This window comes from Chryseobacterium ureilyticum (assembly GCF_900156735.1).
GTDB classification, from domain to species: Bacteria; Bacteroidota; Bacteroidia; order Flavobacteriales; family Weeksellaceae; genus Chryseobacterium; species Chryseobacterium ureilyticum.
Genome location: NZ_FTOL01000017.1, coordinates 1 through 6,338, shown reverse-complemented (window position 1 = coordinate 6,338; position 6,338 = coordinate 1). Strand labels below are relative to the sequence as shown.

The 6,338-nt window shown below is 31.3% G+C and carries 13 protein-coding genes; 12 read left to right on the top strand and 1 reads right to left on the bottom strand.

From position 1 onward, the window contains the following. The first annotated feature begins 49 nt into the window (after positions 1-49). The 11 genes from BW983_RS23535 to BW983_RS23490 all read left to right on the top strand — a co-directional run bounded on the left by BW983_RS23535 (position 50) and on the right by BW983_RS23490 (position 5,724). Positions 50-991 carry an RHS repeat-associated core domain-containing protein gene (locus tag BW983_RS23535; RefSeq protein WP_317048127.1) on the top strand — a complete coding sequence of 314 codons (942 nt, stop codon included), beginning with the start codon at positions 50-52 and terminating at the stop codon, positions 989-991. After that, positions 992-1,426, top strand: coding sequence for a hypothetical protein (locus tag BW983_RS23530; protein WP_076554295.1), 435 nt, complete (start codon positions 992-994; stop codon positions 1,424-1,426). It abuts the gene before it with no gap. Beyond that, on the top strand, positions 1,396-1,599 hold the full coding sequence (locus BW983_RS23525; protein ID WP_076554293.1) for a hypothetical protein: 204 nt from the start codon (positions 1,396-1,398) through the stop codon (positions 1,597-1,599). Before BW983_RS23530 ends, BW983_RS23525 begins: the two co-directional genes overlap by 31 nt. A gap of 189 nt (positions 1,600-1,788) precedes the next feature. After that, positions 1,789-2,241: a hypothetical protein gene (locus BW983_RS23520; protein WP_076554291.1), complete on the top strand. Its 453-nt coding sequence runs from the start codon at positions 1,789-1,791 to the stop codon at positions 2,239-2,241. A 130-nt stretch (positions 2,242-2,371) separates the two neighbouring features. Continuing rightward, complete coding sequence (locus BW983_RS23515) at positions 2,372-3,547, top strand: RHS repeat-associated core domain-containing protein (RefSeq protein ID WP_139329356.1); 1,176 nt, start codon at positions 2,372-2,374, stop codon at positions 3,545-3,547. Further along, positions 3,528-3,941 carry a hypothetical protein gene (locus BW983_RS23510; protein WP_076554287.1) on the top strand — a complete coding sequence of 138 codons (414 nt, stop codon included), beginning with the start codon at positions 3,528-3,530 and terminating at the stop codon, positions 3,939-3,941. Before BW983_RS23515 ends, BW983_RS23510 begins: the two co-directional genes overlap by 20 nt. A 9-nt stretch (positions 3,942-3,950) precedes the next feature. Further along, positions 3,951-4,364: a hypothetical protein gene (locus tag BW983_RS23505; RefSeq protein WP_139329355.1), complete on the top strand. Its 414-nt coding sequence runs from the start codon at positions 3,951-3,953 to the stop codon at positions 4,362-4,364. 8 nt (positions 4,365-4,372) lie between these two features. Then, positions 4,373-4,786 (top strand): hypothetical protein, encoded by a 414-nt coding sequence (locus BW983_RS23500; protein ID WP_076554283.1) that lies wholly within the window; start codon positions 4,373-4,375, stop codon positions 4,784-4,786. Between the two features lie 146 nt (positions 4,787-4,932). Beyond that, complete coding sequence (locus BW983_RS23495) at positions 4,933-5,196, top strand: helix-turn-helix transcriptional regulator (protein ID WP_076554281.1); 264 nt, start codon at positions 4,933-4,935, stop codon at positions 5,194-5,196. Beyond that, complete coding sequence (locus BW983_RS24225; protein ID WP_167370024.1) at positions 5,162-5,332, top strand: hypothetical protein; 171 nt, start codon at positions 5,162-5,164, stop codon at positions 5,330-5,332. The genes BW983_RS23495 and BW983_RS24225 overlap by 35 nt, the downstream gene beginning before the upstream one ends. Continuing rightward, positions 5,332-5,724 (top strand): hypothetical protein, encoded by a 393-nt coding sequence (locus BW983_RS23490; RefSeq protein WP_139329354.1) that lies wholly within the window; start codon positions 5,332-5,334, stop codon positions 5,722-5,724. The genes BW983_RS24225 and BW983_RS23490 overlap by 1 nt, the downstream gene beginning before the upstream one ends. A 34-nt stretch (positions 5,725-5,758) precedes the next feature. On the opposite strand, the gene BW983_RS23485 is transcribed toward BW983_RS23490, so the two are convergent. Then, on the bottom strand, positions 5,759-6,040 hold the full coding sequence (locus BW983_RS23485) for an XRE family transcriptional regulator (RefSeq protein WP_139329353.1): 282 nt from the start codon (positions 6,038-6,040) through the stop codon (positions 5,759-5,761). Here BW983_RS23485 and BW983_RS23480 point away from each other — a divergent pair. Next, positions 6,025-6,338 (top strand): hypothetical protein (locus BW983_RS23480; protein WP_139329352.1); only part of this gene is annotated, 314 nt, incomplete at its 3' end. The genes BW983_RS23485 and BW983_RS23480 overlap by 16 nt on opposite strands.

Here is a 6,338-nt window from a genome sequence, read left to right as displayed (position 1 = left end):
TGAATAAAAGAGAACTTTTTATGAAAGCTGCAAACGGAGTTCGGTAAGAATAAGCTTTGGCAGAACCATCGCAGGCGCTCTTGAAATTACGGATGCCAATGATTATTATCCATTTGGAATGAACCACCTAAAAACCGGTAATGCTTTCTTTGGACAGGGGAATTATAAGAACTATAAGTATAATGGGAAAGAGCTACAGGAGAGTGGTATGTATGATTATGGAGCGAGGCTGTATATGCCGGACTTGGGAAGATGGGGTGTAATCGATCCTCTGGCTGAGAAATACAGAAAATGGTCACCTTATAATTATGCTGTAAATAATCCTATCCGTTGGATTGATCCAGATGGACGTAATGTAACTGATGTTGTGATCACTGGAGCTGAGCAACAGACAGCTTTTACGGAATTACAAAAATCTGTTCAAGGTCAACTAACCTTATCTATGGATCAGGCAGGTAAGGTTACTTACACATCAGCAGGGAATGGTACTTTGAATACTGATGCACAACAATTAGTTAATGCTATTGATGATCATTCGGTTACAGTTAATGTTAATGCGCAGAATACGTATCTTACACCCCAAAACGAACTTATGGTTGGTGGTACATTTATGGGTAATACTGTAAAAACAAATCCTTCAGGTAATACGGTTACCGCCGATCAACTTGTAAACCCTACTGTGTTAGGTACACTGAGTACTGCATACGGCAAACCAGGCGCAGATATGTTGCATGAAGTTACTGAGGCATATCAAGGGGCATTGATTTCGCAGGCTTCAGGAATGTCCTCACCAAGATCAAGTCAGGCAGGTTCAGTTTATCAGCAAGCTCACCTCTTAGCAACGCCACAGTCAGGTCTTATTAATCAAACAATTTTGGATATACAAGGAAATGTTTTACAGCCTGCTAATACACCGAATGGTTTCCCATCCAATGCTGTTAAAGTAGATTATACAACAACGAATGGAACAACAATTTTAACAATACCGTAGATGAAAAATACGATTATAACCATGGAGATTATCTGTTTTGCACTTTTGATTTTTTCTTGTAAATCAAAAGATATTTCAATTGATAATTCGTTCAAACAATATAGAGTTTACAAGATTGATTCATTAAATAATTTCTATCTTATTTATGCAAAAAAAGATAAAGAACTATATAAAATAGTATCAAAAAAAGTTAGTAATAATAGCTGTAATAAAGTATTAAAACCTGGTTCATCATATGATTTTATTATTCATTCTATAAATAAAAATGCACCAGTTATTGGAGGAATAAAAATTGCCCCTATAAATTCGGCTGATATTAATTGTTATCAGTTTGATAAGGAAACTAGTATTTGTAAAGAAGCCGGCGTTAATGACCTTTATTTTGCCGATAATATTATTGGTAAATGTCTGACTGTAACCGACCGAATACAATAAGTAAATTAACTTCTGAAGTTAGCACAACAGTAGGAGAACTTTCAGCAAACGGCAGAGCTCCTGCAACAATAGTTGGTGCTGAGTTAAACGGACAAAGTATTATAGCAATAAGTGGAGTTCCTCCAGTAATCATAGACCCACAGTTGGAAGAAGTGATTAGTGAATTAGGCTGAATAGGAACAAGGACTCCTGCTGGTAATGTTGTAGAGTGTTGTGCAGAATTTCAAGCAGGAAATAAATTGTTGTTGGATAATCCTTTAGCAAGTCCTTCCCGAGTTAATTTTACTGAAGCTATTAGACCAATAACTGGTCAGATCATACCAATGTGTGAAAATTGCAAAACAACTTTTGGAAAATAATATATGTATACAGAAATAGAACAACAAAGCTGCTTAGATATAGACTGGTTTTTTACAGGCAATAATGAAATTGCTTTTGTTGCATCAGCAGGAGGTAAACTTCCTGAAACAATAGCGGAACTAGGAGAGAAAAATGGAATATTGTCTTCTTATTTTAGAAATCTACCTGAAATGTCCGATGTTATTATTAATCCGGAGTTAAAGACTATATTATCCAATGTAAACGAAACGTATTTATCAGATTTTATAAATATGGCTAAAAAAGGAATTTATGCTTTTGATAAAACTGTTTTAAATAATTTTTTAGATTCTAATTATCATTTGGTAGCCAGTCCCAAAACCCCTTTAAAACTAAAAGATTTATCACCGGATGTAATAGAAGTTATTGTAAAAGCTCAATTTAATAATGAACTTAAAGACATGAAACAAATTGATGTATTTAAGTTTAATGAATAAAATACCAAAGCCACTCAAAAGAGTGGCTTTGGTATTTTATAAGATCCTACGAGATAATCCAGAGACGCTTCTTGGGTTTCTACCAATTGTGAGGTTGCCTCAATAGAGCATCTTACTTCCATTGTCGGCTTTGCAGGAGTATCCACTACAAAAAGGACAACAGATTCAGTATCTGAAAACTGAAACATCTAGTTCTGGTGGTGGGAATACAGAATTTCTTTCTGAAACGTCTCTGGCACTGGAAACACAGGCTTTTAATCTTGATGATTTGATTATTGATCCAATAGAGCCTGGTATTGATCCTCCTATTGGAGGAGGTGGGATAGTTTTTGATTTAATAACTCCTGATTTGCAATTTTTCCCAACTGCAGAAGGATTTTATGATTACACGAAAAATCAATATATTTACCAGTACAAGGATCACCTTGGAAACGTGAGAATAAGCTTTGGCAGAACCAGCACAGGCGCTCTTGAATTTACAGATGCTAATGATTATTATCCATTTGGAATGAACCACTTAAAAACCGGAAATGCTTTCTTTGGACAGGGGAATTATAAGAATTACAAGTACCAAGGACAAGAGTTGCAAGAGACAGGTTTTTACTCATTTAAGTGGAGAAATTACATGCCGGATGTGGGAAGGTTTTTTAATATAGATCCACTTTCTGAAAAATATGCTTACCAATCTCATTATAATTTTGCTGAAAATAGAGTTATAGATGGTCGAGAATTAGAAGGACTTGAATGGGTTAAGAGTACCACACTAAATGATAATGGAACAAAAACATACACATTAAGTGCTACTATCAACGTTGTGAATAGATCGCAAAATCTAACTCCAGAAGGTGTAGAAGCATTTAAAACGAATTTTGTTTCTCAAATGAAAGAATCATTTGGTGGGACTATGAATAATGGAGATAAAATAGAGGTGGGAAATATTAATTTTACAGATAAAGGTTCTTATACTATTGCACTTACAGATCAAATTTCTACAGAACAATCAAGTAAAGAACTTGATAATGGTTCAGAGCTTAAAGGTTATACTTTTGGAGAGAATAGAAATAGTCAAGTTAATTATATGGAAGCTGTTGTATCTGGCAATATGACTCCAGCGTATGCGACGCATGAAATTGGACATTCCTTAGGACTTAAACATAAAGATGATGAAAATAACACGGTTGATAGAACTCAGATAAAGACGTCTAATTTAATGTATAAACCTCAATGGGAAATATCTAAGCAAACAATACCAGAGCAGAAACAAATAATAATTCAAAATATTCCAGATGAAAAAAATAAAAACTAGCATTTTACCAATATTTATTTTTCTTTCAGTTTTAAGCTGTACATCTATTAATAAAATAAGATATACATATATTCCTGAAAATAAGAATTCTTCCATATTTTTAGGGGAAGAAATATTATTATATCTATATAATGAAAAAGGGATAAAAAAAGATATTACTTTAATTACAGATAATGGAACTTTAATTTATTCTAATAATGGCGAATTGAAAAAAAAATCTCAATATATAGAATTAAGTTTTCCCAAGAATACTGAAAATATTATTATTAAATATAATGGAAAAAGGAATAGGATAAAGCTTAATACAAGTTACAGATATTTATATTTTGAATTTGTTGGAAAAGATCTTCTAGAAATTGTTTATTCAGATAAAAAGCCTGAGTTCATAGATTAATATTTAAAAATGAAAAAAATAAGTAAAATATTATTTCTATTAATTGTTCTCATGTCTATAATTAGTTGTAATACAAGTAATTTAAGATATACTCTTATTCCTAATGATAAAAAATCTGAGAATATAAAAGTGAACAAGACTCTATTATTATATTTATATAATGAAAAAGACATTACTAAAGATATAAATATTACCAACGAGAAAAGAGAAGAAATATATTCAAATAAAGGGATTTTAGGAGATAAATCTAAGTTTCTAGAATTAAAAATACCAATTGGAACAAGATATATGATTATTAATTATAATAAAAAAAGAAATAAAATTGAAGTTAAACATGATTATAATTATTTATATCTTGAATTTAAAGGTGAAGATTTTATAGAAATTGTATACTCAAATGAAAAACCTGAATTTATAGATTAAAATTTATAATGAAAAAGCTAAGTAAAATGTTTTTTTTATTATTTATTGTAATATTTACCTTTAGTTGCAGTAGTAATAAAGTGAGATATACTTTTATTCCAGAAGAGAAGGATAATAAATCTATAAATGTTAATGATTTAAAACTACTTTTACATCTGTATAATGAAAAAGATATTCTTAAGAATATTCTTATTAAAACAGATCGTGGAAATGTTTTATATTCTAATGAAGGAGTATTTAAGAAGAAGACAGAATTTAAAGAATTAGAGTTGCCTAAAGACACTAAATCTCTTATTATCATTTATAATAATAAAAAGAATAGAATAGAAGTTAAGAAAAATTATAAATATCTCTATATTGAATTTAGAGGGAGTGATTTATTGGAAATAGTATACACAACTGAAAAGCCAGCTTTCACTTAAAAACATAGAACCACCGCAATTGCGGTGGTTTTCTTGTTCTGTTTTGTATATGAAAACAGAACAATATAAATAAATCTTTGGGATAATGTTTAGGTATAGAATAAAAGGGTTGAATTTTTTATATTTATAGTACTGAATAAAAAATCATGATGGAAAAGCTAAAGAGTTTACGAAAACAGCGGGGTTATACCCAGGAATATATGTCCAAGATTATATCCACGGATGTATCCAATTACAGCCGCAAAGAAAGCGGTGATGTAAGGATTTATGATGATGAATGGGAGAAGCTGGCTAAAGCTTTAGATGTTCCGGTGGAAGATATCAAAGAAGAAAACCCTTCCAGTATTGTTCAGAATAATGATAATCTGACGTTCAATGATTACTCCGGATGGAAGAGATTTATCATTTAAAAATAAGGAGGAAGCATATACTACAGGTGTTGCAAATCAAATGAATGTTAAATTAGGTGAAGATAAAAGAACAAATTATGGTATAATACCTTATACCGTAGAAAGTGTAACATCAACTAAGAAAAAAACACCATAATGAACAGAATATTTTTATTATTAGTTACAATGATAGTTTTATCTTGTACCTCTAAGGAAGTTCTTATATACAAACATGATAATACCAAAAATGATGATGGAGAAATTTTTGGTTCTAATTTAAAGCCTTTTTTTAATAAGAATCCTAATATATATACAGTTTCAATTAATTCTAAAAAAATCTCGAAGAAACTTTTACTGATAAAAGAAGAAATAGAAACTGTAAATAATAATGTTAATCCAGATGATAGGTATTATGAGTATGCATTTATAGTAAATAAAAAGGATACTTTGTATACAGATTATAGGTTAGAATTTTGGAGATATGGCAACAATGAGATATCATACAAATTAGATGATGTGACAAAAGAAACAATAATAAGTAGTCATTAAAATACCAAAGCCACTCGTTTGAGTGGCTTTGGTTTTACATAATGCTTTGCAGCTTCGTTTGTTTTAAGAACGCATCCAGGAGAGCGAAGACATGTTGTCTATCGTTCTCTTTTAGCTTTTGTATATCTAATATTTTAGAGACAATATTTTTATCCAGTAGAATATCCGTAGAACCTACGAGATAATCCAGAGACACTTTTTGGGTTTCTACCAATTGTGAGGTTACCTCAATAGAGAATCTTACTTCCATTGTCGGCTTTGCAGGAGTATCCACTACAAAAAGGACAACAGATTCAGTATTTGAAAACTGAAACATCTGGTTCTGGTGGTGGGAATACAGAATTTCTTTCTGAAACATCTTTGGCACTGGAAAGACAGGCTTTTAATCTTGATGATTTGATTATTGGTCCAATAGAGCCCGGTATTGATCCTCCTATTGGAGGTGGTGGGATGGTTTTTGATTTAATAACTCCTGATCTACAATTTTTCCCAACTGCAGAAGGATTTTATGATTACACGAAAAATCAATATATTTACCAGTACAAGGATCACCTTGGAAACGTGAGAATAAGCTTTGGCAGAACCAGCGCAGGCGCTCTTGAAATTACAGATGC